At 69.7% G+C, this 26,104-nt stretch carries 25 protein-coding genes and 1 pseudogene; 14 read left to right on the top strand and 12 right to left on the bottom strand.

What is annotated here, in order from left to right; all coding sequences use genetic code 11:
- Positions 1 to 15 precede the first annotated feature (15 nt).
- Entirely contained in the window at positions 16 to 2,124 is a 2,109-nt protein-coding gene (locus tag ACZ7M3_RS47490; RefSeq protein ID WP_472072280.1) for an alpha-galactosidase, read from the top strand.
- A 57-nt stretch (positions 2,125 to 2,181) separates the two neighbouring features.
- On the opposite strand, the gene ACZ7M3_RS47485 is transcribed toward ACZ7M3_RS47490, so the two are convergent.
- Positions 2,182 to 2,820: a hypothetical protein gene (locus ACZ7M3_RS47485; RefSeq protein WP_472072278.1), complete on the bottom strand. Its 639-nt coding sequence runs from the start codon at positions 2,818 to 2,820 to the stop codon at positions 2,182 to 2,184.
- A gap of 1,098 nt (positions 2,821 to 3,918) precedes the next feature.
- On the opposite strand from ACZ7M3_RS47485, the gene ACZ7M3_RS47480 reads away from it, so the two are divergent.
- Positions 3,919 to 4,173, top strand: a complete 255-nt coding sequence (locus ACZ7M3_RS47480; protein ID WP_472072276.1) for a hypothetical protein — start codon at positions 3,919 to 3,921, stop codon at positions 4,171 to 4,173.
- Here the strand turns inward: ACZ7M3_RS47480 and ACZ7M3_RS47475 are convergent.
- Positions 4,134 to 5,126: an aldo/keto reductase gene (locus ACZ7M3_RS47475; RefSeq protein ID WP_472072274.1), complete on the bottom strand. Its 993-nt coding sequence runs from the start codon at positions 5,124 to 5,126 to the stop codon at positions 4,134 to 4,136. The genes ACZ7M3_RS47480 and ACZ7M3_RS47475 overlap by 40 nt on opposite strands.
- A 120-nt stretch (positions 5,127 to 5,246) precedes the next feature.
- Between ACZ7M3_RS47475 and ACZ7M3_RS47470 the strand changes: the two genes are divergently transcribed.
- The 3 genes from ACZ7M3_RS47470 to rph all read left to right on the top strand — a co-directional run bounded on the left by ACZ7M3_RS47470 (position 5,247) and on the right by rph (position 9,561).
- Complete coding sequence (locus ACZ7M3_RS47470) at positions 5,247 to 5,873, top strand: TetR/AcrR family transcriptional regulator (protein ID WP_472072272.1); 627 nt, start codon at positions 5,247 to 5,249, stop codon at positions 5,871 to 5,873.
- Between the two features lie 181 nt (positions 5,874 to 6,054).
- Positions 6,055 to 6,411 carry a putative quinol monooxygenase gene (locus ACZ7M3_RS47465; protein ID WP_472072270.1) on the top strand — a complete coding sequence of 119 codons (357 nt, stop codon included), beginning with the start codon at positions 6,055 to 6,057 and terminating at the stop codon, positions 6,409 to 6,411.
- A 543-nt stretch (positions 6,412 to 6,954) separates the two neighbouring features.
- Positions 6,955 to 9,561 carry a rifamycin-inactivating phosphotransferase gene (rph, locus tag ACZ7M3_RS47460; RefSeq protein ID WP_472072268.1) on the top strand — a complete coding sequence of 869 codons (2,607 nt, stop codon included), beginning with the start codon at positions 6,955 to 6,957 and terminating at the stop codon, positions 9,559 to 9,561.
- An 83-nt stretch (positions 9,562 to 9,644) separates the two neighbouring features.
- Here rph and ACZ7M3_RS47455 read toward each other — a convergent pair whose 3' ends face one another.
- Entirely contained in the window at positions 9,645 to 9,926 is a 282-nt protein-coding gene (locus ACZ7M3_RS47455) for a hypothetical protein (protein WP_472072266.1), read from the bottom strand.
- A 382-nt stretch (positions 9,927 to 10,308) separates the two neighbouring features.
- On the opposite strand from ACZ7M3_RS47455, the gene ACZ7M3_RS47450 reads away from it, so the two are divergent.
- The 3 genes from ACZ7M3_RS47450 to ACZ7M3_RS47440 all read left to right on the top strand — a co-directional run bounded on the left by ACZ7M3_RS47450 (position 10,309) and on the right by ACZ7M3_RS47440 (position 12,214).
- Complete coding sequence (locus ACZ7M3_RS47450; protein ID WP_472072264.1) at positions 10,309 to 10,995, top strand: DUF4232 domain-containing protein; 687 nt, start codon at positions 10,309 to 10,311, stop codon at positions 10,993 to 10,995.
- A gap of 395 nt (positions 10,996 to 11,390) precedes the next feature.
- A complete protein-coding gene (locus ACZ7M3_RS47445; protein ID WP_472072262.1) occupies positions 11,391 to 11,825 on the top strand; it encodes a VOC family protein in 435 nt (144 codons plus the stop codon).
- Between the two features lie 221 nt (positions 11,826 to 12,046).
- Entirely contained in the window at positions 12,047 to 12,214 is a 168-nt protein-coding gene (locus ACZ7M3_RS47440) for a hypothetical protein (protein WP_472072260.1), read from the top strand.
- Positions 12,215 to 12,456: 242 nt separating this feature from the next.
- Here ACZ7M3_RS47440 and snpA read toward each other — a convergent pair whose 3' ends face one another.
- The 3 genes and pseudogenes from snpA to ACZ7M3_RS47425 all read right to left on the bottom strand — a co-directional run bounded on the left by snpA (position 12,457) and on the right by ACZ7M3_RS47425 (position 14,970).
- Positions 12,457 to 13,221 (bottom strand): snapalysin, encoded by a 765-nt coding sequence (gene snpA / locus ACZ7M3_RS47435; RefSeq protein WP_472072258.1) that lies wholly within the window; start codon positions 13,219 to 13,221, stop codon positions 12,457 to 12,459.
- 549 nt (positions 13,222 to 13,770) lie between these two features.
- Positions 13,771 to 13,863: pseudogene (locus ACZ7M3_RS47430) on the bottom strand (VOC family protein); the annotation flags it as partial.
- 219 nt (positions 13,864 to 14,082) lie between these two features.
- Positions 14,083 to 14,970 (bottom strand): MmyB family transcriptional regulator, encoded by an 888-nt coding sequence (locus ACZ7M3_RS47425; protein ID WP_472072256.1) that lies wholly within the window; start codon positions 14,968 to 14,970, stop codon positions 14,083 to 14,085.
- A 166-nt stretch (positions 14,971 to 15,136) separates the two neighbouring features.
- Here ACZ7M3_RS47425 and ACZ7M3_RS47420 point away from each other — a divergent pair, with 166 nt between their 5' ends.
- The 4 genes from ACZ7M3_RS47420 to ACZ7M3_RS47405 all read left to right on the top strand — a co-directional run bounded on the left by ACZ7M3_RS47420 (position 15,137) and on the right by ACZ7M3_RS47405 (position 19,357).
- Positions 15,137 to 15,352 (top strand): tautomerase family protein, encoded by a 216-nt coding sequence (locus ACZ7M3_RS47420; protein ID WP_057602221.1) that lies wholly within the window; start codon positions 15,137 to 15,139, stop codon positions 15,350 to 15,352.
- Positions 15,353 to 15,769: 417 nt separating this feature from the next.
- A complete protein-coding gene (locus ACZ7M3_RS47415) occupies positions 15,770 to 16,501 on the top strand; it encodes a hypothetical protein (protein WP_472072254.1) in 732 nt (243 codons plus the stop codon).
- A gap of 481 nt (positions 16,502 to 16,982) precedes the next feature.
- Positions 16,983 to 18,953: a potassium transporter Kup gene (locus ACZ7M3_RS47410; protein WP_472072252.1), complete on the top strand. Its 1,971-nt coding sequence runs from the start codon at positions 16,983 to 16,985 to the stop codon at positions 18,951 to 18,953.
- A gap of 83 nt (positions 18,954 to 19,036) precedes the next feature.
- Positions 19,037 to 19,357, top strand: a complete 321-nt coding sequence (locus ACZ7M3_RS47405; RefSeq protein WP_472072250.1) for an FHA domain-containing protein — start codon at positions 19,037 to 19,039, stop codon at positions 19,355 to 19,357.
- Between the two features lie 163 nt (positions 19,358 to 19,520).
- Here the strand turns inward: ACZ7M3_RS47405 and ACZ7M3_RS47400 are convergent, their stop codons facing one another.
- The 3 genes from ACZ7M3_RS47400 to ku all read right to left on the bottom strand — a co-directional run bounded on the left by ACZ7M3_RS47400 (position 19,521) and on the right by ku (position 22,408).
- Positions 19,521 to 20,498 carry a Ppx/GppA phosphatase family protein gene (locus tag ACZ7M3_RS47400; protein WP_472072248.1) on the bottom strand — a complete coding sequence of 326 codons (978 nt, stop codon included), beginning with the start codon at positions 20,496 to 20,498 and terminating at the stop codon, positions 19,521 to 19,523.
- A gap of 597 nt (positions 20,499 to 21,095) precedes the next feature.
- Entirely contained in the window at positions 21,096 to 21,308 is a 213-nt protein-coding gene (locus ACZ7M3_RS47395) for a hypothetical protein (protein WP_095856578.1), read from the bottom strand.
- 314 nt (positions 21,309 to 21,622) lie between these two features.
- A complete protein-coding gene (gene ku, locus ACZ7M3_RS47390; protein ID WP_472072246.1) occupies positions 21,623 to 22,408 on the bottom strand; it encodes a non-homologous end joining protein Ku in 786 nt (261 codons plus the stop codon).
- Positions 22,409 to 22,564: 156 nt separating this feature from the next.
- Here ku and ACZ7M3_RS47385 point away from each other — a divergent pair, with 156 nt between their 5' ends.
- The gene (locus ACZ7M3_RS47385) at positions 22,565 to 22,870 is read left to right on the top strand and encodes a hypothetical protein (RefSeq protein WP_472072244.1); all 306 of its coding nucleotides are present in this window, start codon (positions 22,565 to 22,567) and stop codon (positions 22,868 to 22,870) included.
- A 763-nt stretch (positions 22,871 to 23,633) separates the two neighbouring features.
- Here the strand turns inward: ACZ7M3_RS47385 and ACZ7M3_RS47380 are convergent.
- Positions 23,634 to 24,068: a heavy metal-responsive transcriptional regulator gene (locus ACZ7M3_RS47380; protein WP_472072242.1), complete on the bottom strand. Its 435-nt coding sequence runs from the start codon at positions 24,066 to 24,068 to the stop codon at positions 23,634 to 23,636.
- An 84-nt stretch (positions 24,069 to 24,152) separates the two neighbouring features.
- Between ACZ7M3_RS47380 and ACZ7M3_RS47375 the strand changes: the two genes are divergently transcribed.
- Complete coding sequence (locus ACZ7M3_RS47375; protein WP_472072240.1) at positions 24,153 to 24,482, top strand: hypothetical protein; 330 nt, start codon at positions 24,153 to 24,155, stop codon at positions 24,480 to 24,482.
- A gap of 580 nt (positions 24,483 to 25,062) precedes the next feature.
- Here the strand turns inward: ACZ7M3_RS47375 and ACZ7M3_RS47370 are convergent.
- The gene (locus tag ACZ7M3_RS47370) at positions 25,063 to 25,254 is read right to left on the bottom strand and encodes a hypothetical protein (protein ID WP_472072238.1); all 192 of its coding nucleotides are present in this window, start codon (positions 25,252 to 25,254) and stop codon (positions 25,063 to 25,065) included.
- A gap of 101 nt (positions 25,255 to 25,355) precedes the next feature.
- Positions 25,356 to 25,769, bottom strand: coding sequence for a hypothetical protein (locus ACZ7M3_RS47365; protein ID WP_472072236.1), 414 nt, complete (start codon positions 25,767 to 25,769; stop codon positions 25,356 to 25,358).
- Positions 25,770 to 26,104: the final 335 nt, after the last annotated feature.

Genomic DNA, 26,104 nt, shown 5'->3' with positions numbered 1-26,104 from the left:
TGAACGCGAGGATCCATGTCGCCGATCTCCTTCGCCCCGGACACCGGGGTCTGGCTGCTGTCCACACCGCGCACCTCGTACGCGCTGCGGATCGACGAGACCGGAGCGCCCTGCCATGTCGCGTGGGGTCCACGACTGGCGCTTGCGGAGGCCGAGGAGCTCGCCGTGCCACCCGCGCCCGAGGCCAGCAGCTTCGAGGGCAGGCCGACCGTCGGGGAGGAGCTGCCGGTCGACAGCGGCACGCGCTACGGACCGCCGTCACTGCAGGTCCGGTTCGCGGACGGCTCGCGCGCCTTCGAATGGCAGCCGACCGGCCACCAGGTCGACGAGGGCGAGCTGACCCTGTCGTTCCGCGACCGCCGCTACCCGTTGCGGGTGGCGCTCCACTACCGGGTGCGCGAGGACACGGACGTCATCGAGCGCTGGACCGTCGTCCGCAACGACGGCGACGAGCCCGTCACCCTGCTGCGTGCCGACTCCGCCGCCTGGACCCTGCCGCCGCAGCGGGACTACCGGCTCAGCCATGTCACGGGCCAGTGGTCCGCCGAGAGCCAGTTGCGACGCGACCGACTGCCGTACGGCGAAACCGTGTTGACCAGCCGTCGCGGGATCACCAGCCACCACGCGAACCCGTGGCTGATGCTCGACGCGGGTGAGGCGACGGAGGAGCACGGGCGGGTGTGGAGCGCCGCCCTCGCGTGGAGCGGGAGTTGGCGCGTCACCGTGCAGCGCACCCCCGACGGGCGGGCCGGATTCACCGGCGGCCCCGGCCAGGACGGCACGACCGTGCCGCTCGCGCCGGGCGAGGAGTTCGCCACTCCCCCGTTCGCGGGACTGTGCACCGACGGCGGCTTCGGCGCGGCCAGCCGCGCCTGGCACGCGTACGTCCTGGCCCATGTCCTGCCCCACGCCGACGAGTTCGCCCCGGTGCTCTACAACTCCTGGGAGGCGACCGGCTTCGACGTCGACGAGGTCGGCCAGAAGGCACTCGCCGAGCGGGCGGCGGCGCTCGGGGTGGAGCTCTACGTCGTCGACGACGGCTGGTTCGGGGCACGCCGCAGCGACCGGGCGGGCCTCGGCGACTGGACACCGGCGCCCGACCGCTTCCCGGACGGGCTGGCCCCGCTGGTCCGCGCGGTGCACGGGCTCGGGATGCGCTTCGGCCTCTGGGTGGAGCCCGAGATGGTGAACCCGGACAGCGACCTGTACCGCGAACACCCCGACTGGGTACTGCACTTCCCCGGCCGCCCCCGCTCCGAGCTGCGCAACCAGCTGGTCCTCAACTTCGCCCGCCGCGACGTCGCCGACTGGGCCCACGGCTGGCTGACCCGGCTGGTCGGCGACCACGGCATCGACTTCCTCAAGTGGGACATGAACCGCGCGTTCAGCGAGGCCGGCTGGCCCGGCCGGCAGGACGGCGCCGACCGCCTCGGCCCCGCGTACGTGCGCAATCTCTACGGCGTCCTCGACCGTCTGCGCGCGGACCATCCGGCGCTGCGGATCGAGACGTGCAGCGGTGGCGGCGGCCGCGTCGACCTGGGCATTCTCTCCCGCACGGACCAGGCGTGGGCGTCGGACAACACCGACGCCGCCGACCGGATGGGGATCCAGCAGGGCTACGGCCAGATCTACCCCGCCCGCACGATGGGCGCCTGGGTGACCGACGTACCCAACCAGCTCACCGGCCGTACGGTCCCGCTGCGCTTCCGCTTCCATGTCGCGATGGCCGGGGCGCTCGGCATCGGGGGCGATCTCACCCGCTGGTCCGAGGAGGAACTGCGGGAGGGGGCCGACCTGGTCGCCACGTACAAGAAGGTCCGCCATCTCGTCCAGCACGGCAGGCTGGACCGGCTGTCGCCGCCCGCCGAGGACTCGGTCTGCGTGGTGCAGTACACCGCCGCGGACGCCTCGGAGACCCTGCTGCTCGCCTACCGGCGTGTCTCCCGCCACGGCGCGCCGAGGCTGCCGGTCCGGCCGCGCGGTCTGACCCCCGGGGGCCGCTACCGCGACGCCCGCACCGGCGCCGTGCACCACGCCACGGTGCTCGGCGAGTACGGTCTCGACCTCGAGCTGCCGACGGGCGACTGGGCCAGCACGACGGTGCACCTCGTCCGGGAGGACTGACACCCCGTCAATGTGCTGCTGGGCCGCCCGATGTCGCTCTCGCCCGTCGGGGGCCCGTCAGTACCGCTGGGCCTTCGCCAGGACCGGGGTCAGCTGAGGTTGGGTGGGTTGTCTGCTGATGGCGACGGGCTGGGCGCGCTGACCCGGCTTGAGGTTCTCCGCGCCCACGAACCTGGTCTCGACGACCTTGCCTTCGGCGTTCTTGAAGTCGACCTGGACGGCGTACGAGGCCGTGCGATCGGTGTTGTTGGTGATGTTGACGAGCACGGCGAGCAGGCCGCCCGTCTTCGCCCTGGGCAGGCCGGTCATGGCGACGTCGGACCGCGCGTTCCCGGCGCCCTGCACCTTCTTCAGCTCCGCCTGTGCCTGCGCGCTCGCGCGGGCCGTGTCGGCCGAGACGGACGCCTCGAACTCCGAGGCCGCGGCGGACAGCGAGGAGGCCGCCGCCGAGGCCGAGGCCCGGGCGGAGCCGATGATCGAGGAGGCGGCCGAGGCCAGGGCGGACGGCGGTGTGCCACTGAACGACGAGGTGTCCGGCGGGGTGGCGCGCGGGGTGACGGAGGCGGCGGCGCTGTCGCCGCCGCTGTTCGTGCTGCACGAGACGAGCGCGGCGCCGCAGGTCAGGGTGGCCAGAAGGGCCGCGGTCGCGCGGCTGCGGCCGGTCCGTGCCGGGACACCGTGGGTGCGTCTGCTCATGGAGCTCGTCCTCTTCCTGCCGGTCCGAAAACCCGTTCTACGGGCCTCCCTCATGCTCCGTGCCGGGCTCCGCGTCCGCGATCGGTACTGACCCGTTGGGGTTGTCCGGCCCACGGCGATCCGGGGTCTCGGCGCGGGACGGCACGAGCGACGTCGAGCTGCCTTCAGCGTGGCGCCTGGGCCCTTCCAAGCGGCGAGGAGTTCTTCCACCAGAGCGTGCGCTTCGGCGTGGCCTTCGGTGACACCGAGCGCGCCGTCCATGGCGAGGACGCGTGCCAGACCGCCCATGAGTACGGTCAGGGCAGCGGCAGAGGGCAGGTCACCCGTCTCCTGCGCGGGCTGGAGACGTTCCATGAGTTCGCGTGGGATCCGGCGGAAGCGGCGGGTTCACGAAGGACGGCCGCGAGGTCATCTACGTCGGCCACCCCGCCGAGTCCTCCAACATCGACCTCTTCGCTGCCGACCTGACGACCGGCGAGGTCCGGCGAATGACCAGCAACCCCGAGTACACCGACCCGGTGGACTCCTCGCCCGACGACAAGTGGATCGTCGCCCTCGACACTCGGGGCTCGGACCGGCAGATGTTCCGTCCGCAACAACGGCCAACGCCGCTTCTTCCAGCCCTACTTGATCGACCGATACGGCGACCGGGGCGCCTACCAGGGACAGCGACCAACGCCGGAAACGGGGCGCCGGGAAGCGTCAGCGAGCCGAACTGGAACGCCGGAGCCGACCCGAGGTGGTCCCCCGGCGGCACCCAGGTCGCCTACTACGAGAAGCTGGTGACGGCACCGGCCTGCGGTGGAAGCAACCCCCCTGCCGTGCCCGGTGTCCACCGAGCCCGGCGGGCGCCGCACCCGTCTGATCGTCGCCCGCCTCGTGGACCGCGGCCCGGGTGCGCACCAGACACATCGCGCCGATCCCGGACACGGTGCCGTGGGGCACGGGGTACCAACCCGGCAGTGCGACACCGCAGCGCCCGTACCCGCCGCAGGGGACGTACACGATGCACGCTCACTCCTTCGGCACCGGCACCGCCGAGGCACTGGAGCTCCCGACGAAGAGGCGTACCGCCCGGCCTGGCCGTACCCGCAGGCCGTGATCGGGCTGCGGTCCTGCGGCAAGCCGGTCGACCGGTGGCTGGTCGACGAGGCGATGGTGCACCCCGTAGCCGGCGCCCGCGTCGGCACGGACCCCGGCTCCAGCCCCGCCCGCGAGGACACACTGCGGCTGCTCGCCGCCGCCTGTCCTGGGCCGACGCCATCCACCACTCACCATCCACCGTTCGCCGTCCGGTTGCGGCGTACGACTCGTCAGTCGGTTCGGAAGCCGACCATCATCGAGGCCGGGTAGCGGCCGCCCGCCGAGCCTTGCGGGAGGATCTCCCGGATACGGGCGAGATCGGCCTCGGTGAGTGTCACGTTCGCGGCGCCGGTGTTCTCCTGGAGGCGGGTTGCGCTGCGGGTACCGGGGATCGGAACGACATCCTCGCCCTGGGACAGCAGCCAGGCCAGGGCGAGCTGGGCGGGAGTCACGCCCTTGGTGGTGGCGAGCTTCCGGAGCTGCTCGGCGGCGTTCAGGTTGTAGGCGTAGTTCTCGCCCTGCCAGCGCTCGTCCCACCGGCGCATGTCGCCCTCGGGGTACTCGCCGGCCGGCTTGACCACGCCGGACAGGAAGCCGCGGCCGAGCGGCGAGTAGGGCACCAGGCCGATGCCCAGCTCCCGCAGGACCGGCAGGATCTTCTCCTCCACTTCACGCTCGAAGAGCGAGTACTCGTACTGGAGGGCCGCGACCGGGGTGACGGCGTGCGCGCGGCGGATGTACTGCGGGCCGACGTTGCTCAGGCCGAAGTACTTCACCTTGCCTTCCGCGATCAGGTCGCCGACCGTGCCCGCAACCTCCTCGGCGGGGACGTCGGGGTCGGAGATGTGCTGGTAGAACAGGTCGATACGGTCGGTCCCCAGGTAGCGCAGGCTGTTCTCGGCGACCGTCCGGATGTTCTCCGGACGGCTGTTGACGCCGGACCCGAAGGGCTCCGCAGTCATGTCGAAGCCGAACTTGGTGGCCAGGACGACCTCGTCGCGGAAGCCCGCCACCGCCGTGCCGAGCAGGACTTCGTTGCTGCCGGTGCCCTGGCCGTACAGCTCGGCGGTGTCGAAGAAGTCGACCCCGAGCTCGTGGGCGCGGCGGATGGTGGAGACGCCGTCCTCGTCGTTCGAGGGGCCGTAGGCCATGGACATCCCCATCACGCCCAGCCCGAGCGCGGAGACGCGCAGACCCTGCTGTCCCAGGGTGCGGTGCTTCATGAGATCGCTCCTCGTGTCATGTCGGCCGCCTCAGCGCGCCAAACCGAACCGTTCGGTATGACGCTAGACGCACCTAAGGCGCAATGCAAACCGAACGGTTCGGTCGCCTATCCTGGGCCCATGCCTCGCCCCAGCACCCCCGGCCAGACCTCGGACGCCACCACCACGGGCGACTCCGCCGACTCCACCCGGCAGCGGATCATCGCCGCGGCCAAGGAGGAGTTCGCACGGCACGGGATCGCCGGCGGCCGCGTGGACCGCATCGCCAAGCAGGCGAGGACGAGCAAGGAGCGGGTCTACGCCTATTTCCGCAGCAAGGAAGCCCTTTACGCGCACGTCGCCGAACACGAACTCAACGCGTTCGTCGAGGCCACACAGATGGATGCGGCCGACCTGCCCGGCTACGCCGGCGTCCTCTTCGACCACTTCACGGCCCACCCGGACCACTACCGTCTGATCACTTGGGGCCGCTTGGAACTGACCGGGTCCGCCGCCGACACCACCGGCCCCCTCCAGGCCACCATCGCCCGCAAGCTCGACCAACTCCGCGACGCCCAGCGCATCGGGCTGCTCGACCCGAGCTGGGACCCCGTCGACGTGCTCGCGCTCATCAACCAGATCGCCACGACCTGGGCGGGCCAGCCCGAGATCGGCGCCGCCGCGGACCAGGCCGCGGACCCGTCCATCGCCGCCCGCCGCGCCGCCCTGGTGACCGCCGTCGAGCGCCTGTTCCCCCGCGCGAGCTGAGACTGCCATAGAGCATCGATCGGCGCCGATGGAGTCGGTCGCACGGTGGCCCAAACCATTTGGTTTGACGCGCATCTCGAAGTGAGCCTATGTTTCAAACCAAACCGTTTGGTTTGGGTCACTGGCACTCGCCAAGACTCGCCGCGCTGAGACAAAGCCCCACCCCGAAGGAGTCAGCACAATGAGCAACGGCCAGCTCGACCTGGTGTTCCGCTTCCGCGTGAAGCACGGCAAGCTGGAGCAGTTCCAGAAGGCGATCGAGCACATCCTCCCGATCGTGGAGGACAAGGAGCCGGACGTCCTGGCGTACAACATCTACAAGAACGCCGAGGGCGTCTACACCCAGCACGAGCGGTACGTCGACGAGGACGCCATGTGGCGTCACATGGAGGCCACCGCCGAGGGCCAGAAGGAGTGGGCCGAGGCCACCGAGGTCGAGGAGGTCAACGTCCTCGGCGAAGCGAGCGACCGGTTCTGGGACCTCTTCGGCAGCCCGCGCACCCACGCCTACGCCGCCTTCCGCAAGGTCAAGCGCTGACGGCCCGGCAACGGCGGGCCACTCCGCCGGTGCCGTGATCCGACGTACATCGGGCTCGTGCGGCATGTTCGGGCGTGCCGCACGGGCCGTCGTCGTCTCAATTCCCGCTCGGACGCAGGCCAAGGCCTGTCCGCACAGAGCGTTGCGCGGCGCATGGCCGGGGTTGGCCCGGGACCTCGATCCTGATCTCGTCGAGCCCTGTGCGCAAAGCCCCAGGTTCCAGAGGGACCCGTACGGCGGTGACACCGCTTCGCGGGAAGCATGTCAGTTCCGGCGGACGGCAAAAAGCAAAGGCAAGGAGAGCTCTCTCCTTGCCGGTCTCAACATATAGCGCACTGGGGGGCTTGCCGCAAGACCCGGGTCACGGCGCAGAATCGTCGGCCGATGCCACAACCTGCGGAAATGGGGACGCGACGTGCGTGTGTTGTTGTCGACGTATCGGCCGATGACGTGCTCGACAAGAGGTTCGACAGAGTTCGAGGCGCCGGTGATTCGATCGGCCACCGCAGTGCAGCGGAGCACGGCTGCCTCGGAGGTACCGCAGTGACTGAGCGGTACGTGTGGGATCTTCAAGAGGTTGACGAGACGCAGGTCGCGGTCGTCGGCGGCAAGGGCGCGCACCTGGGCGGACTGTCACGGATCGAAGGCATCCGCGTGCCAGGTGGTTTCTGCGTGACGACGGACGCCTTCCGGCGGATCATGGCGGAAACACCGTCGCTCGACGATCGGCTCGATCAGCTGTCGCGCCTGAACCCGGACGACCGTGAGGCGATCCGCACGCTCAGCGCGGAGATCCGCCGGACCATCGAAGGGATCGCCGTCCCGGGCGATCTCGCGGCGGCGATCACCCGCGCGCTCGCCCAGCTCGGCGAGCAGGCCGCCTGCGCCGTCCGATCCAGCGCGACGGCAGAGGACCTGCCGACGGCCTCCTTCGCCGGCCAACAGGACACGTACCTGAACGTCGTGGGGCCGACGGCGATCCTTCAGCACGTCAGCCGGTGCTGGGCCTCGCTGTTCACCGAGCGGGCCGTGACCTACCGCCGGCGGAACGGCATCGACCACCGTACGGTCCACATGGCCGTGGTCGTACAGCGGATGGTCTTCCCGCATGCGGCCGGCATCCTGTTCACGGCCGACCCCGTCACGGGCAACCGGAAGGTCGCCACCGTGGACGCCGGCTTCGGCCTCGGCGAGGCCCTGGTCTCCGGCCTGGTGAACCCGGACGTCTTCAAGGTGCGACACGGCGAAGTCGTCGCCAAGGCGATCGCCGCCAAACAGCGTGCCGTTCACGCCCTGCCGACCGGTGGTACGCAGGAAGTGGCGATCGACCCGCAGCGGCAGGAGCAGCCGGCGCTGACGGATGCGCAGGTCGTGCGGCTCGTGCAGCTCGGGCGGCGGATCGAAGCGCACTTCGGCCGCCCGCAGGACATCGAATGGTGCCTGGTCGATGGCGGCTTCCAGATCGTTCAGAGCCGGCCGATCACGACGCTGTTCCCCATCCCCGAGACCGGCGACCAGGAGAATCACGTCTACGTCTCCGTTGGTCATGGGCAGATGATGACCGACCCCATGAAGCCCCTGGGGCTCTCCATGTGGCAGCTGACGGCCATGGTGCCGATGCACACGGCCGGCGGGAGGCTGTTCGTCGACGTCACCCGGCGCCTGGCCTCGCCCGCGAGCCGATCCGGCCTCCTGGACGCCATGGGGAGAGGCGACCCGCTGATCAGGGACGCTCTGGAGACCGTCCTCGACCGCGACGATTTCGTCCCGTCGCTCCCGGACGCGGGTCCCGGCGGGCCGCCGGCCGGCGGTGCGTCCGCCCCGATCGAGACCGACCCGGCCATCGTCACCGAGCTCATCGAGCGCAGCCAGGTGTCCATCGCCGTCCTGGAGCGCGACATCCGGACGAAGACCGGACCGGCGCTGTTCGACTTCCTGCTGGAGGCCTTCGAGGAGCACAAGCGGGTCCTCAGTGATCCACTGAGCATGCAGGCGATCATGGCGGGGATGGAGGCCACGTGGTGGCTCAACGACACGCTGCAGGAGTGGCTGGACGAGAAGAACGCCGCTGACACGCTCACCCTGTCCGCCCCCGACAACGTCACGTCGGAGATGGGACTGGCGCTGCTCGACGTCGCGGACGTGATCCGCCCGCACTCGGAGGTGGTGGCGTTCCTGCAGGGCGTCGAGTACATCGAGGACAAGGCCTTCCTGGACGAGCTGGCGAAGCTCACCGGCGGGACCGAAGCGCGCGACGCCATCGAGGCCTACCTCGACCGGTACGGCATGCGCTGCGTCGGCGAGATCGACATCACGAGGCCACGTTGGCGCGAGCGCCCCACCACGCTCGTGCCCGTGATCCTCGACAACGTCAGGAACTTCGAGCCGGGCGCCGCCCAGCGGCGCTTCGAACAAGGGCGACAGAAGGCGCAGAAGAAGGAACAGGACGTGCTGTCACGCTTGCGGGCCCTGCCGGACGGGGACCGGAAAGCCGACGAGGCCAAGCGGATGATCGACCGGGTCAGAACCTTCATCGGCTACCGGGAGTACCCGAAGTACGGCATCGTCAGCCGCTACTTCGTCTACAAGCAGGCCCTACTGGAGGAGGCCGAGCGCCTCGTGCAGGCAGGCGTGCTTTCTGAGAAGGAGGACATCTTCTACCTCACGTTCCAGGAACTCCACGACGTCGTACGCTCGCACCAGGTGGACGGCCGGTCCATCCAGCCTCGCAAGGACGCCTTCCGGTCGTACCACGCGCTCACACCGCCCCGGGTGCTCACCTCCGACGGTGAGGCCGTCACCGGGGCGTACCGGCGCGACGACGTGCCGGCCGGCGCCCTGATCGGCCTCCCGGTTTCCGCCGGGACCGTCGAGGGGAGGGCCCGCGTCGTCCTTGACATCGCGGAGGCCGATCTCGAAGCGGGCGACATCCTGGTCACGACCTTCACGGACCCCAGTTGGTCGCCGCTGTTCGTCGGAATCGCGGGCCTGGTGACGGAGGTGGGCGGCCAGATGACCCATGGCGCGGTGATCGCCCGGGAGTACGGCTTGCCGGCCGTCGTGGGAGTGGAGCAGGCCACCCGGCTGATCCGGGACGGGCAGCGGATCCGCGTACACGGAACCGACGGATACGTCGAGATCCTGTCTTGACCGACCGCATCAGGCGGATTCGGTCCCCACAGCGCCGGTGCCACAGCCGCCGTACCGACTCTCGGGACCGACACGCCCAACAGTCAGACGAAGGCCCACATGTCGCCGATGTCGGCGTGGGGGTCGAAGATGGCGTGAGTCAGCCATTCCCCCTCGTTGTTGGCCACGTAGGCTTCGTACTTCTGCTCTTCGGTGGTGACGGCCATGGGTGTATCGGTCTCCTGGTTCGTGGCCTGCCGGATGTCGTCGCTCTTGTCGTCCACGGTGGCGGCTGCGTGCGCTGTCCCTGCCGTGGTGAGAAGCGTTGCCGCTGCGGCCGTGCCGGCGGCGGCGCCCAGCACGGTCCGCCGGGATATCTCTGACACAGTTCTCCCCCTGCGTTGACCCCTCCCGGTGAGAAGCCGCAGCCGACCATACATACAAGTCCCTTTAAAACGAGGATGGTTGGAAGAAAGTCGCAGCCTCGCCCTCGAGAGAGCGGACGGTCGCCTGATGCGCCGCTGATGAGTACCGATCCGGAGCGAACGCTGCACCACGCTGTGGACGTCACGGCGGGCGACGCGTGGGCGGCGGCGGGCGACTGCGGTCGCACGCGAACCGCGGAACCTGACGAGTGCGCCGAGAGCCTTCTGAATGGCTGACGCCAGGTCAGGACGCCTCAGTTACAAGGCTGTTGAGGATCACCACGTACTGTGGTGATCAACAGGGCGCTCGCCGGCGCCCCTCATGCAACGGAGAAGAACCACCATGCGCCAGTTCCACGCCGCCACCGCACTCGCCGTCACGTCCGCGCTGGCCCTGACGCTCACCGCCTGCGGGAACGGCAGCGGCAACGACGCCTCGGGCGACCAGTCGTCCACACCGGCTTCCTCGGCCTCGGCCACTGCGACTGGCGGCGCCCCGGCCGAGAACGCGGGTGCCACCAAGGATGCGGGCAGCAGCACGGGAGGCAGCGGTACGGGCACCAGCACCGGCGGCACTGGTGGCACCAGCAGCGGTGGGGGCACCGGCGCGGGCGCGGGCCGCTGCCACACCGCCGGGCTGGGCTTCTCGTTCGGCTCCGGCGACGGCAAGGTCAGCAGCTCGGACGACCAGCAGCAGCTGGCCGTGGTGCTGAAGAACAAGACGTCCGCCGCGTGCACCGTCCAGGGCTTCCCCGGGGTCGATCTGAAGTCCTCCGGCGGCAGCTGGTCGCTGACCCGCAGCGGTGCGACGCCCAAGAAGGTCACCCTGGCCGCCGGCAGCAGCACGACGTTCACCATCACCTTCCTGCCGTGGAACCAGGGCAGCGGCACCGAGTTCAAGGCCACCTCGGTCGTCGTCACCCCGCCGAACGAGACCACCTCGACCACCCTGGCCTGGCCCGGCGGCAGCGTCCTGCTCCAGGACGGCGCCACGCACCCCGGCACCTACACCGGCCCCGTCGGCGGCTGACGGCAACTGGCCCTGGCCGTACCCGAGATGTCGTCCTAACTGGGGGCCCCGTCACCGAGCGGAGCACTCCGCAGCGGGTTCGAGTTGACTCATGGACACCTCCCGACTGGCCTCCGCAGGCCGACTGGCGCAACGTCGCCGAGGACCGCCTGCGGATGGCCAGGGCACCTCGGCGACGGGGCGCTCGCGGCTGGGGCCGGGAACCTAACCTGGCCGCAGGGAGGGGGCCGGCTCGGCGAGGTCGCCGCGATCGAGACCGCCATGGCCGCCGCAGCCCAAAAGCGCGAAGCGGCGGGTGAATACGTAAAGCCAGATTCCTCGACCGACCCTCGTCGTCGATCTCGGGCTCACTGGACGTGGAGACGACGAAAGACCCCCACCTCTACGATGGGCCGATGGCGTCGATCAAGCAGATACAAGTCACCTTCGACTGCGCAAACCCTGAGCGCGTCGCTCGTTTCTGGTGCGAGGTGTTGGGGTACGTCGTACCGCCGCCGCCGGAGGGATTTGCCACTTGGGACGATTTCGATCGCGCACTGCCGCCTGAGCGTCAGGGTTCAGCGTTCGCATGCATGGATCCCTCAGGTGTGGGCCCGCGGCTGTACTTCCAGCGCGTTCCCGAAGGGAAGGTCGTCAAGAATCGGCTGCATCTTGACGTGCGGGTCGGCACCGGGCTCGTGGGTGAAGACCGCGTCGCCGCACTCGAGGCCGAATGCGCACGACTGGTCGCGCTCGGCGCGGTACGCGTGCGACTACTGCTTGCCGACGGCAACAACGAGTCGTGCCTCTGGATGCAGGACATCGAGGGCAACGAGTTCTGTCTCGACTGAGTGGCCGCGAACATGGCACCTTCGCGAGTCGAGCTGGTGCAGTTCGCCATCACGAGGGTCGCCGTTCCGCGGCGCGTCAGTCACTCCGTATGGACCTGCCACCGACGGTCCGTCCGTGCTCGGGTGAGTTCGGCGTGGTACTGATCGGCGTCGAAATGAAATGCTGGGGGCCGCACCTTGTCAACGGGCACCTGCCACTGGGACCACTCCACGATCCCGCCGTGGCGCTGCACGAAGACGGACAGGTAGCCACAGCACCCGCCGGTGCACTCAGGCTCGCCCAGCACTACACGTCCCCCCTCGCCGGTCGCCCAGAGGGGACCGTGGCTGTCGACGGGCAGCGCCTCCTCCGCAAACGGGCCGCGACCTCCCTCACCGACCACCTCTGACACCAGTTCCCCGCCATCAACCCAGAACCGCAACTGGGCAGCCCATCGGGGCCCCGGGGGCAACGCACCGACCTCAAGCCGATTGAACACCCGAACACCGTACGTGGGTACGGGCCACCACAGGTCCTTTCCCACGTGGACCAGCGTCAGCCGGCCAGCCTGTAAGAGTGCTCGGACGACCGTCTTGAGCATGTGCCTGAAGCCATCCTCGACAGCGAGCCGCTTCCCGCTTGGGAACGCACTCACCTCCAGGACCTGCTGTGGAGCCGATGCCACGGACCATGACCCGGCGCCACGGTCCGTACCGGCGGTGTAGCGCTCGGTTGGTCAGCGGGGCCGGTCACCGTGCCCGGGGACTGCGCGAGTCCGGTGGCCCACAGCTGGTCGACACGCGAGGCCTCGGTGGCGTTCGGGTAGCGGTTGGTGCAGGACGGGCCGGCGGCGCCGCCCGACATCAGCTCACTGCACGGCCCGCTGTAGTCGTCCGGCAGGCCCAGCACGTGCCCGGTCTCGTGGGTGACGACGCGGACCGAGTCGTACTGCTGGCTCTGGGTGTAGTCGAGGAAGACGTAGCCGCCGCCGTGGCCGTTGGTGGAGGCGTAGGACCCGCGCGGGTCGTTGCCCTCCCGGTAGGAGAAGTCGGCACCGCTCGACGCCTCCTGGAGCTTGACGTTGGACTCGGAGCTGTTCCAGATCGAGGCCGCGCTCGATATCTGCGAACGGAAGCTCGGCGCCTGGGAGGCGTCGTAGTAGAGGGTCACCGCCTGCGCGTTGGGCTGGGCGGCGCGCTTCTCGGCGACCGACTTGAGCACGGCCTCGAAGAACGCCTTGTTGTTCGCGGCCTCCTCAACCGACCCGGCGTACCGTGCCACGGAGGTACCGGCGGCAGCGGACGGGGTGGCAGCCGTCTGGGCACTCGCCGACACCGCCGCGCCCAGCGTGCTGGAGGCCAGACCCAGGCCGAGAGCGAGGGCGAGGAGTCTCGGGGACGTTCGGGACGACTTCATGTGGGGGGCTCCTACTCACTCGGTGACGCCAAGCGCACGGTGCGCGGTCGACTCTGCGTGAACACCGGTTCCGACCTGCGGCGACGTCCTGTGGGTCGACATTCTTAGAACGGCTCGACAGGGAGCGCAAAGGGCCCCGCCACTACGTCGCCTCGTAGGTCCCGGGACCTCGCCAGGGCAGTGCACGGGTCTCCGGTCCGCACATGGCGGCAGGAGGAGAATCTGTCGCGGCGTCAGAAGCCTTACGTCACGGGGCAACAGGCGTGCGGGCCGACCGGGCGGAATCCCGGGACGCGCGACAGGATCCACATCCGGGCCAAGACGGATAAATCCTCAGATGTCTGCCATGCCGCGTCTACTAAGTGCACCGGTTTGTTGGTGGGCCGCTGTGACCGACGTCATAGAACATGAGCTTCCGTTTCCTTCGCGCCCCACCGGCCCAGGGGCCCCAGGGAGTCACCAGCAGCGTGTCCGCCTCACCCGGTGGCTTCAGGACCATGCGGGCCGGGCTGTCGTCGGCCACGCGGAATAGGTGCGTGCCCGGTCGTAGAGTGCCGACTGCACTCCGACCCCTTCCGCCGGGACCAGCACCGCCCAGTCGCCTTCCACGCCCTTGCGCGGGACGTATCCCAGGGCCTTCATCCAGAACGCGGCCGCACGCGGCACATCCGAGACACCCAGCACACGGCATTGGCTCCTGGCCCCGAGGCGAGCCGAGACAATCACGATCTTCCCTCCCGCCTGTTCGCCCGGGCTGTCGCTGGGCCTGGTGCTCTGCTGTGCGTCATTGGCGATGGCCACGAGAGGCGGGGCCTGCCGCACGGGTGGCTCCGGGCCTGGCCATCCACTCTCAGTCCGCTCTCAGTCCGCGTGGACGCCGCCTTCGGTGCGGGAGGCGCTCTCGGTCACCGCCATGTCCTGCGTGCCGATGACACCGAGCAGCTCAAGCTGAGCGGCGCCCTCGGTACCGGGCGGGGCCGTGAACCACAGGAGGCGCTGGCGGCCGTCCTCGCTGAACAGACTGTGGCAGTCCAACTCGATGACGCCCAGCGCGGGGTGCACGATGCGCTTGTGATCGGTGCGGCGCAGGCCGACGTCGTGGGTGTCCCACAGGGCAGCGAACTCCGCGCTGCGCCGCCGCAGTGCGGCCGTCATCCCGGCGACCTCGGTGTCGCGGCCCCGGCGGGCGGCGACTGCCTGCAGGTCAGCGACGAAGACCCGCGAGTGGTGCGGATGGTCCTCGGGCGGGTAGACCGCGCGGGCGGCCGGATCGGTGAACCAGCGGTACGCGAAGCCGGTGGCGGGGCCGCGCGGCTCCGGAGCCCGGCCGACCAGTGCCGCGGCCAGCTCGTTCTGGACGAGGGTCTCGTGCAGGTCGGTGATGACCTGGGCCGGGGTGGTGGCCAGCCGGTCCAGCAGCCCGAGCAGGGCGGGCTGGACGTGTCGCGCGCTCGCGCCGTGCGTCGATGCCGGCAGCGGCCGGTCGGCGAGATGGAACAGGTGGTCGCGCTGGTCGCCGCCCAGCCGCAGCGCCCGGGCGAGGGCGGCCAGCGTCTGGGACGAGGGCTGGGCGCCGCGTCCGCGCTCCAACTCGGTGTAGTAGTCGGCCGACAGGCCCGCCAGTTGCGCGACCTCCTCGCGCCGCAGGCCGGGCACCCGGCGCCGGGGCCCGGCGGGCAGGCCGACGTCGGCCGGCCGGATCCGATCACGCCGGGTCCTGAGGAACGCCGCAAGTTCGGGAAGGTTCACCCGCTCATCGTCGCCTCTCCGGCGGGGTCCGAGCCAGGGGCTGGTGACCCCTGGGTGGGCTCAGCCCTGGTCAGAGCAGGTGGCTCGGACGGATGGTTGCCCCATCGGGGTCGGCCTCCTGCTCGTGGTGAGCAGTTCCGGCGCCCCCGCACGAAGAGAGAGCACCATGCCATTCGCGAACTTCAAGGTCCCCGCCGGCGCCCTCACCGCAGAGCAGAAGGAGCAGATCATCACCCGCACCACCGACCTGTACGCAGAGATCTTCGGTGACCGCGCCCGGGCCACCACCCTCGTACTGGTCGAAGAGGTCGCCGACGCCGGATGGGGCATCGGCGGCGGTGTCCTGACGCTTGCCAAGATCCGGCAGACGCCGCAGGAGTGACGGCCTGGCCGGTCGCCGCCCGCAGCGCGGCCGTATGCGTCCTCTGTGAAGGGCGGCGCGGATCTCGACGAGGCCGCAGCCACGGCGCAGTGCCGCGTCCCGGCACGCGCCGCCGCCCGTGGCGCGGGAACTCGTCGACGGGGACACACCACTCAACGACCCCAGCCGTCTGGATCTGCCGACGGTCCGCGCCCGACAACCCGCCACTGCGCAACGCCGTACGCCCACCCCGTTCGCCTCATCTCAACGTGCCGGCAGCCCTGTTCATCCTCCAGACCACCCGCCGACAGCGGCCTTCCGCTGCACCTGCCGGCGTATTACCCCGTTCCGGACCGGTGGGTGGCCGTCGCCGCGTAACGTCGCCTCAGGCAGCAACTCGCCGTCACAGAGGGGCTGCCGGACGAGGCACTGCCCTCGGTGATCGAGGCGCTGTGCGCGCCGACCCGCGCCATCCACGACGTCTACGACCGCCGCGAGGAGTGGCGCAAGAAGGCCTTCGCGGACGCGCTGCCCGCCCTCCTACTACGCACGACCGACCCAGCGTTGCGCCGGCGGCCCCTGGAACAGGCCGACGATGGGCAGCTCGCCGACCTCGCCGACCAAGGCGTGGTCACGGCCGCCGACCTGCCCGCGATTCTGCGCACCCACCGCCCCACCCCGGGCCTCGTCACCGGACTTGCCCGGCACCCGCTCGAACTCACCTGGATCTGCCACCAGGACGACATCCCCGACTGGCTGCGCACCGCCGCGACCGCCCTCGCCCCGGCCGACGACAACGAAGCCGTACTGCGTCTGCTGACCGACGACGAACTCGACCACCACCCCGACCCGGGCGCTGTGCTGCAGTCCTGGCTGGACGCCCCCGCGACCGAAGGTGTCTGGACCGACCGGGAGGTGTACCGGGCCGTCCTCAACTCCCGCCACCCCACCGTGCACCACCTGCGCCGGCTGCCCGCCGACGAAGTCCTCGCCCGCAGCGAACCCCACCTCGCCCTGCCCCACCTGCTCGCCCAGTGTGGCACGCGGCCCGAACGCTGGAACGCCCTGCTCGAAGCCCTCGACTACGGCCCCACCGACAAGAACATCACCTTCGGGCAGCTCCTCGACGGCATCCAAGCCCCCTCCCCCGCCCCGGCCGACGCGGCCTGAGCACGGCCCTTTCCGCCTCAACCGATCGTGACATCGCACCATGCGGTCATTGACCGTGGACGCCGTCGGCCCCGTACCGGATGCCTGCACGTCCTTGGCGAACTTCTCGAAGTCGCGCCACGCCGGCCCGGTCAGCGTCTTCCGGCCCAGGCGCGGCACGAGAGGGTTGCGAATGAACGTCGGCAGACCGGCTCCCTGTACCCGCACCGTCCACCCAGGCCCGCGTCCCCGGCGTTCGCACGGATGATTCCGGTCCCAGGCTTCCCTCAGGCGGCCGCGATGTCCGGCAGGCATTTCGTGCGTCTCCGCCCTCACCGCCGACCTTCCTCTGCCCTACGGTCCTGCCCCGTCGAAGGCCACGTCGGCAGACGCCGCTCAAGACGAAGCGGCGCCCCTGCCGACGGTCACGCCAGGGGATCGGTATCGTCCGCCCCGATGCCCCTGGTCCGCGGCTCGGCGGACGGCACGGAGGAGGAGCACGATGTCCAATCGCCAACAGGGAACCGCGTCGGATGACGGATCCGCGTCGCGGGCACCGGAGGCCCGTCGGGCGAGCACGCACGACACGGTGCGCCTTGCGGTGGTCATCGGTGCTCTCGGCGTGGTCTTCGGCGACATCGGCACCAGCCCGATCTACACCCTCCAGACAGTGTTCAACCCGAGCGACCCGCACCCCGTCCCGGTCACCACGGACAACGTGTACGGGGTGGTGTCGCTGGTGTTCTGGTCAGTGATGATCATCGTCACGGTCACCTACGTGCTGCTGGCGATGCGCGCCGACAACGACGGCGAGGGCGGCATCATGGCGCTGATCACCCTGCTGCGGCGGTGGAGTTCACAGCGTGGGCCTCGGGCCGCCGTCGTACTGGCCGCGCTCGGCATCTTCGGTGCGTCGCTGTTCTTCGGTGACAGCATGATCACCCCGGCGATCTCGGTGCTGTCCGCGGTCGAAGGACTCAAGGTCGTCGAGCCGTCGCTGGGAAGCGCGGTCGTGCCGATCACCGCGGTGATCATCGTGGTGCTGTTCCTGGTGCAGCGCCGGGGAACCGCGGCAGTGGGCCGAGTGTTCGGGCCGGTCATGATCGCCTGGTTCGTGGCCATCGGCGCGTGCGGCGTCGCCGGCATCGCCGACCATCCGGACATCCTCAGGGCGCTGTCACCGACGTACGCGCTGGGCTTCCTGTTCGGCCATTGGGGTACCGCGTTCTTCTCCCTGGCCGCGGTCGTACTCGCGGTCACTGGTGCTGAGGCGCTCTACGCCGACATGGGGCACTTCGGCCGTCGGGCGATCACCCGCGCCTGGATGTTCCTCGTCTTCCCAGCGTGCGTACTGAGCTACCTCGGCCAGGGCGCTCTGATCCTCGACGATCCGAACAACATCAGCAGCCCGTTCTTCCTGCTCACGCCCAACTGGGGACGGTGGCCGATGGTTCTGCTGGCCACGGCTGCCACCGTCATCGCCTCCCAGGCAGTGATCACCGGCGCGTACTCGGTCGCCTCCCAGGCGGCCCAGCTCGGCTACCTGCCGCGGCTGCGGATCGCGCACACGTCCGAATCCACCATCGGCCAGATCTACGTCCCGTGGATCAACTGGCTGTTGATGGTCTCGGTGCTGACCCTGGTCTTCGCCTTCCGCACTTCCGCGGCGCTGGCCTTCGCGTTCGGCATGGCGGTCACCGGCACGATCACCATCACCACCCTGCTGTTCTTCTACGTCGCCCGCGCGAAATGGGGCACGCCCCGGTGGCTGCTCGCCATCGGGGCGACGGTGCTGCTGTTCGTGGACCTGCTGTTCGTGGCGGCCAACCTGACCAAGCTCGTCCACGGCGCGTGGCTGCCGCTGCTGATCGGCCTCACTGCGTTCACGGTCATGACGACCTGGCAGCGCGGCCGCGAACTCGTCACCGCGGAACGAGCGCGCCAGGAAGGTCCGCTGCCTGAGTTCATCGACCACCTCCGCTCGGGGCAGGAGCCGACGCTCCGGGCGCCCGGCACGGCCGTCTTCCTGAACCGGGGCAAGGAGACCGCACCCCTGGCCATGCGGGCCAACGTCGAGCACAACCACGTGCGGCACGACCAGGTCGTGATCCTGTCCATCAAAACCGAGCCCGTGCCCCGCGTCCCGGCCGAGCAGCGGATCGTCGTCGACGACCTCGGGTACGCCGACGACGGGATCATCCACGTCACCGCCCGGTTCGGCTACATGGAGACACCGGACGTGCCCGGCACACTGGCCATGCTCGACCCGGCCGACACCGAAGGACCTCTGCAACTCGATGAGGCGTCCTACTTCCTGTCGAAGATCGAGCTCCGTCGCGGGAAGGCACCGACGATGGCGCCCTGGCGCAAGCGGCTGTTCATCGCCACCTCCTACATCACGGCTGATGCCGCCGAGTACTTCAGCCTGCCCCGCGACCGCACGGTCATCATGGGCTCGCACATCGAGGTGTAGGTGCGCCGGACGCCGAGGGACGCGTGCGACGCAGAGGACGTCACACCCGTACTTCCTGAAAGAGCTTTTCCCGGGGGAGGTGTTTGACGGCTCGCCACTCCCCCGAACTCCAGATCCCCCTCACCCGCGTCGTGATCACCATCGGCCGTCGCCGCCGGTCCACCGGCTCAACCCCCGACATCGACCTCGCCAGTGCCCCGGAAGACCCGGGCGTGTCCCACAAACACGCCCTCCGCATCCAACAACCCGACTCCACCTGGCCCCTCATCGACCAGAACTCCACCAACGGCACCACGGTGAACGGCGCCGAGGACCCCATCGACCCCTTCGTGCCAGTGCCGTTGAAGGACGGTGACCGCGTACACGTCGGGCTCTGGACGACGATCACGATCCGCCGGGACTGAACGCGTCCGTGTCTGCTTCGACGGCGCGTACAGACGCGGCAAGTTGGCGCGGGGACAGCAGGGCGACTGCGTCGGGGCGTTCCTCTCGCGGAGGCGGATGGCGCCGCCGAAGGCGGCGAGTTCGAGGCAGTCGCCGCCTCCCGCACCCCCTGAGCTTGCCCGGTCAGCCGACGAGAGGCAGGTCATGCCGGGGTGCTGGGGAGACCACGCCGAGTTGCTCCAACAGCAGGCCTTCCCTGGTGGACCAAGGGCAGATGTGGACGCTCTCGGCCTCGCACGCCATGAGGAGAGCCTCGGCAACCAGAGCGCCGGCCAGGGACTGCCCCGCACGGTGCCGGGAGATGCCCGGCAAGCGGGTACGCCGGACGGGATCCGCTCCGGCCAGCACAGGGATCCACCGCCGCAACTGGGGCAGCGTCAGCCGCCACCCGGCATGAGGTTCGCTACGCAGGGGTGGAGTGCCGGCCAGCCGAGCGAGCTGCTCGAAGGTCTTGGAACAGGCGACGACGCGCCCGTCCCGTGCGGCCACCGGCAGGCCGGGTACCTTACCCAGGGCATGGCCGAGGCACTCCCGTACCTCCTCCAGGCGCCCCGCGGACGGGACGGTGCCGCCCGGGAGCCAGTCCCGGGTGATCCTCCGGGCACCCAGCGGCAGCGAAAGCACGACGCGGGGCTGCGTTCCCCGGCCCGAGGCGACCTCCACGGTGCCGCCGCCGATGTCCAGCATCAGCAGCGGGCCGGTCTCGGAACCCGTCCACTGCCGGGCCGCCACATAGGCCAGGCGCGCTTCCTCCTCACCGGGCAGAACTCTCAGCCTGGTGCCGGTGGCACGAGCCACCTGCGCGATCACCTGTTCCCGATTGGACGCGTCCCGGATCACCGAGGTCGCGCAGGGGAACACGGTCGGCGGGCTGCGGAACCGGACGGCGGTCATCGCCTCGGCCACGGCGCGCTGCACGCCGGCGATTCCGGCCTCGCTCATACGACCTCGGCGGTCGATCGCCTCCTGCAGCCGTAGCCGTACCTTGTACGAGAAGACCGGTTCCAGCCCTGCACCCGACCGCCACCGGACCACCGTCAGCAGTGCGCTGTGGCACCCGACATCCAGTACGGCGGCCTGCTCCGGCCCTCCCCGTCCCATCTTGCTGTCTCCCCCGTTTCCACCCGTTCGATTACGCCCGGCTCGCCACGCCCGTCCCGGCTGCCTGCCGGAAAAGTGCGCGCTTGTCGCGACACTAGACGGTGACGCGTCCTCGCCGGGTTGCCCCTGACGCATCGTTGATCCCCGCGCATCGGCATCTGACGAAACGTTGACGTAGGGCGGATCGATCCGGGCGGCTGCAGCTACTGACCTGGCAATTCGTGACGCTGGGCGAACAGTGGCGCGGCCTGCGGCCGCCTTCTCCCACCACGGCAGACGTATTACGACGTCGTCGCCGTTGACGAGGATCCGCGCCATCGTTGTGCCCTCTCCTCCATACTCTTTCCGGCTTCAGCACGGGGCCATGAGCGGGGACGTCCTGTCGGCACCGAATCGAGGCAGCCCACGTAGCGGAAAGCGGGGTCGACGAGGAAGCCGAAGACGGTGGTGTCGGCTGCGGCCGCGAGAGGGTCGGCGGTCATGGCCTCGCGCACTGGGACGCCCCGCAGGAGTACTTGGAGCGTGGCCTGCCCGCTCTCCGCAGTCGCTGAGGCGATCACGAACCCGCCGATGAGTACGAGCCGGATGCCGCTGACGTCACCGGGCGCAGCCGACGTCCAGCACTTCGATCACGTCACCGTGGCTGGTGTAGACAAGCCAGCACCATTCACCGAACACTGCGGCCAGCTCCGGAGCCTGTAGCTTCGGGGCCCGGGTCACCGCTGTGATGAGCGTGATGATCTCGTCATGCACATCGTCCGGGACGCCGAACAGCACGTTGGCGGCCTGTTGGATCAGTTCGACTTTCATTTCGCACCCCGCGGACCACAGGAGCAGCAAGGTAGGGCAGCTGTGTACTCCGCCCGTGCGTATGGACGACTACGACCAGAGTCCGTCATCGGTGGCAGGCGTCGCAAGGTGTTGGCGGTGCTTGCGTAGCTCCCGGTACAGCGTGGAGCGGCTGACGCCGAGCTCTCCGGCGACCTGTTCGGGGATCGCACCGCATGGCGCCCGCGGCCCGGCGCCACTGGCTCGTCACCGACCCGCGCGGTTGGGGCCCCGGCGACGCACGCAAGCAGCATCCGCTACAGCGAACGTCCACAGCGCTTGTACGACCACGAGGTCTATGGCTGGGGACGGGCCGACGGGCGTCGGTGCGCCCGCTTGGCAGCCCGGACGCTCTCCTCCAGTGCCGCCATCAGGTCCGGCGAAGGGGCGGCCTCCACCGGCCCGGCAAGCTCACCGCCGGTGATCTTCATGTCCACGAGCTGTTCAAGGGCGTGGGCGTACTCGTCGTGCACCTCTCCGACGTCGATGCCGGTGAGCTCCCGGATCAGCACCTCAGCCAACTCCAGCTCCCGGTCGGTGACCGGCGTCGAGGGCGCGAGGTCTCCGGGGTCGCGCAGCTCGTCCTGCCACAGGAGAGTCTGAAGGATCAGCATGCCGTGGCGAGGGCGAAGCAGCGCCAGCCGCTCCCGGCCGCAGAGGGCGACCTTGGAGACGGCGGCGTAGCCGGTGCGGGCGAGGGCCTCGACGAGCAGGGAGTACGGGCGGTCGCCGCCCGGTCCGGAGCCCACGTAGTACGGCCGCCCGTAGCTGATCGGGTCGATGTCCTCGAAGGGCACGAAACCAAGCACGTCGACGGTCCGCTTCGTGGGGAGAGGCAGATGAGCGAGGTCCTCGTCCGTGAGCCGCACCGTGCGCCCGTCGCCCAGGGCGAAGCCCCTGCCGACCTGTTCGTACGGGATTTCCTGGTTCTCGGCCTTGCAGAAGCAGCGGTGCTCGACGCGGCTTCCATCGCTGACATGGATCTCGTGAAGGCGCACGGGATGCTCCTCCGTGGCGGCGTACAGCCTGATCGGCAGCGCGACCAACCCGAACCGAAGCATCCCGGACCACGTGGCCTTCATTCCTCCAGCGTCATCCCACAGCACCTGGTGCGCATCCCGGTCGCGGCCACCCCCAGCGAGCTGCCCGGGTCACGAGGAAGTCCCCCATGTCACCCCGTGTCACCCCTGTTTTCTCCAGCTCGATGCCGCCGGGGCAGTAGTGGAAGGATCGGTGCCATGGGCACCGAGAAGGGCTGGGTGTACCGGGTCGACGAGCCGTACGGCTCGCAGGGCTGGCGTCCCTACGGCGGCCATCCCGAGCGGTGGCGCGGGACCGTCATCACCGACGATCCCAAAGAGGCCGCCGAATACGTCGCCGCCCTCGTCGTCACCGACCTGGTGACCGAGTGGGAGGTGCGCGGCACCGGGCAGAGGCACGTACGCGTGATCGTCTGGGAGGACGAGGAAGGCGACGGTCCCGAAGACGCGGCCTTCACCGTGGAGATCCAGCCCGACATCGATCCCGACATCGATGCAGACTGACCGGGATCCGGCCGCAGGGGACAGGCTTGGCGCTCTCGGTTCCGCGGAGCGCAGGCGCGCCGGAGCCTTCGCGCCGCGGTCAGGCCCGCGCAAAAAGTTCCGAGGGCTCCGAGGGCAAAACAGTCCCCGGTAGTGCTGCACGTGTCCTGAAGCTTCAGTCGTCACTGTCGCCTCGGTATCGCGCCGGCTTGCCGGGGGCCTGAACCACATCCTGTCCACGTCACTCTGCCGACTAGACGTCCTCACCGACTTTGTGGCTCTTTCGGTGTTGTGGCCTAGTAATCACACTGCACCGGATGCGCCAAGAGTCAATAGGATTTGGGTACATTTTTCAGCATTCAGTGGGTGAAGGCGCAGGCTTCTCGCGGCGAGGACTCGGAGACTGAGGACTCGGAGACTGAGGCGCACGAGTATCCGAAGCGGGTGCGCGTCCCCGGCGGCCCGCTCCTCGCTCGCCCGGCAGGCGAGGCGCAGCGGATTCTCTGGGGCGAGAGGCGTGGCGCGAGGCGGAGTTCGCCGGGAGCCGTCAGTTGCAGCTCGCATCCGGAGCGGCAGCCGCAGGCGCCCGTCCCGGTGCCGGTCCACTCCGGGATCACCGCAGAGGCGGGTGCGCAGCACCACTTGCCCGGCCAGGCCTCGCGGCCTTCCTTGACGGCGATGGCGGCGATTGCCTCTAGCGCACGGCCGAACCGGGCCAGCACCTCGATGCCGGAGGCAACAGTCAGCACACCACGAGAGTGCACACAATCCTGAATTCAGGCACTTATGGATTGCGGCCAGGGTATCCGGCGATGCTTCCAGCAGGCTGGCTGAGGATGCGGCAGATGTCGGCATCGCTGCAAGAAGCCGGGTCGGTTGCGGCAGCGCGCTGGGCGAGTTCCTTGAGCGCGGTGCGGGTCTTGCGCAGTTCGGCCATGCGCAGGTCGATATCACCGAGGTGCTGGTGGACGAGATCGCTGACATGGCTGCAGGGGGCCTGCCCGCTGTCGCGCAGGGAGAGGATGTCGCGGATTTCAGCGAGGGTGAGGCCGGCGCGCTGGGCGTCGCGGATGAAGGTGAGACGCGTAGCAGCGTGGGCGGGATAGTCGCGGTAGCCGCCCGCGGTGCGTGGGGGCTCGGGCATGAGACCGACCTGTTCGTAGAAGCGGATGGTCTTGGCAGCAACTCCGCTCATAGTGGCCAGCTTGCCGATGCGCATGCTTCCAGGTTAGCCCTTGACCTTCCTGTGCACTGGAAGGTCTAGCGTCGCAGACGAAGCCTTTGAACTGGGAGGACGACGGTCATGCGGATCACGGTGCTGACGGTTCCAGACTGCCGCAACGCTCCCGTGGCGCAAGAACGGATCCGGGCCGCCCTGGCCGGGCGGGCCGCTGAGGTCAAGGCGGTGGAGGTGCACGACGCCACGGAGGCGGCCCGGTGGGGCATGACCGGCTCGCCCACGGTGCTCGTCGATGGGATCGACCCGTTCGCGCAGGCCGGAATGGGGCCGAGCGTGTCGTGCCGGATCTACCGGCACGCGGGCGGGACCGCGGACGGGGCACCGAGCGTGGAGAACCTGCGCCAGGCCCTGGGCACGGACGGCATCCCTGAACCGGTGGAAACCGACTGCTGAGAGTCGGACCTGCTCGATCCGATCGGCCGGGCCGGACGCGGGCGGCGGACGCCGGCCGAGCGCGGGCTGCGGGCTGTGCACCAGGCGGTGGTTCTCGGTACGGACCTGGTCCAGCACTCGTGAGAGGGCCTCGAACGCGTCGTCGGGCGCGTCACCGTCCTACGATCAGCCATCGCCCCACCCTCCTTGCTGGACCCGGCCCGTCGACAAGTAGCCGACCGACGTGCTCATTCAGGGCATGCGGCACCACTGACAGTCAGGCCCGACCGCATCCAGTGCTTCGCTCGTGATCAGCCGTGGCGAATGCCCGTCCGCCTGCCCAACTGGCTCTGGGAGACCTGTCGCGACCATCCGAGAAAGTCGCCGCCCCTGATGCACCAACCACACGACACGGCCGATTGGCCCCGACCTCGCAAGGTGGGCTGCCACCAGGCCGGCGGACACGCTGGGAGCGCGCTTCTCCGCGGCCTCCGCAGACGGAGAGGTCAGGTACCGCCCCGTACCCGCCCTATTGCGCCCGTATCGGCGTAATGATCGACACCAGGTACAAGGCCACCCATCGCACCGCCCCGCCATATACTCACCGCGCCGCGGAGAGCGGGGTCGTGGTCCAGCAGCCGTGCCGGCTGGTCGAGTTCGGCGATCTACGCGTCGTACGCCCGAAGCGGAACATCTCTCGCGCCCATGGCGGGGTCAGCCGCCTGACCCACTCCGCGGCGTCCGTCGCCCAGACGCGCAGCCCCTGTACGCCGCCGCTCTCCTCGTCGCCCACCGCCCCCCTGCCTCCCCTCCTGGACCTCGACGGCCCTGGGAATCAACGCCACTGTGCCGATCCGCCGGACGCATAGCGACAAGATCCCGCGCTTCTCCTCCTCAACGCCCGAAATCCGCCCGGGACGCGCCCGGTTCGGCCCTCATCTCGCGCCGCGTCTCCCGCAGCCGACCCCACAGTGCGTCGAGGCTGTCCTGCACAACGACCGGCGAGTCCCCCGCTCGCGGCGCTCCGTCGTCCAGACGCCGAACCATGCCGAACACCACACCCAGGTCATGACCGAGGTCGCCCGCGAGTTCGAGCACGCGCTCCGGCACCCGCATCTGAGCCTCCGCGTGCACGTCCCGATGCAGGTCACGCGCCTCGGCCAGCCGCTGCCGCACGGACCGCAGATCCTCGTCGCGTCCCAGCGCGTGCAAGCGGTCGGTGAGCGCGGCCAGATACTGCCGGGCCGAGGTGGTCAACGCCACGTAGCACGACGTCAGCTCCTGGGCCTCGCTGTGCCACTCTTTCAACTGTTCGGCCCGCTCCTGCTCGCGCTGCCGACTGCGGTCCGCCGCGCACTGGGTCAACAGCCCGGACAGCAGCGGCTCGACGGTGGCCAGGTGACGGAGGACGGCATCCCGTCGGCCACAACGAGGTTGCCCGCATCGTGGCCGGTCAGCAGGTCGGTGATGGCCTGCTCCCGGTGATCAAGATCTTCCCCACGAAGCGATCGTGTGCGCTCTCCCCCGTTCCGCCGCCACGGTGCATCGGGAGCAGCTCGCGCGGTAGCGCCCGGCGGGGCCCGGACTGCGCGCTCCCCCATCTGCACCGCAAGGTAAATGACCTTAATATGAGAAAAGATCAA

It is taken from the genome of Streptomyces sp. NPDC111656 (genome assembly GCF_055656965.1).
Note: the sequence above shows the minus strand (reverse complement) of the source record. Positions and strands in the feature narration are given on the sequence as shown.